The following is a 509-nucleotide window of genomic DNA, read 5'->3' on the forward strand; positions in this document are numbered from 1 at the left end:
TGTAAACTTCGGCATAGAATAACTGGCTGACAAACATTTCAAAATACTCAACAGACTCGTCAACCATCCCGCGACCGCTGTAGCCATGGTCCCTCATGCCTGAATAGCGATTAAGTCGCTGGATAAAGTTTCTTTCCAGTGCGGCTAACGCCCCATCAATACCGGGGTTGCTGGCTTTGTATTGCTGATACGCATGGCAATCCCGGAGTGTCTGGCACAGAGCCTTGATATTCCTGTGCAGCTGCCTCCCCGCGTACATGATATCCCTCTCGCTATCACCATAGATCGCGTAGAGTTGTTCTTCGTCAATGACCGGTTGATCCGCCGGCTTCCTGAAGTAGCATACTGCGTGATACCGTAAAAGGTCATGGCAACGTTCCAGCGATTTCGCCTCAATCCCTGAAATGTGTTGGATGTTCGTCAAGGCGTTTTGAATGGAAAGTAATGCCGGAGGGCTGTTGGTACCTTTTATTTGTTGGTAAATCTCATAGAGTAAAGCTGATTTATAA

1 protein-coding gene is annotated in these 509 nt (G+C 47.9%); it reads right to left on the reverse strand.

Features of this window, described 5'->3' with window-relative positions; genetic code table 11:
- Nucleotides 1–424, reverse strand: a 424-nt coding sequence (locus tag J7438_RS27490; protein ID WP_209279177.1) for a hypothetical protein, incomplete at its 3' end; no start/stop codon positions are given.
- Between the last annotated feature and the right edge of the window lie 85 nt (nt 425–509).

Source organism: Thalassotalea sp. G20_0 (genome assembly GCF_017744175.1).
Taxonomy (GTDB): domain Bacteria; phylum Pseudomonadota; class Gammaproteobacteria; order Pseudomonadales; family Endozoicomonadaceae; genus Endozoicomonas.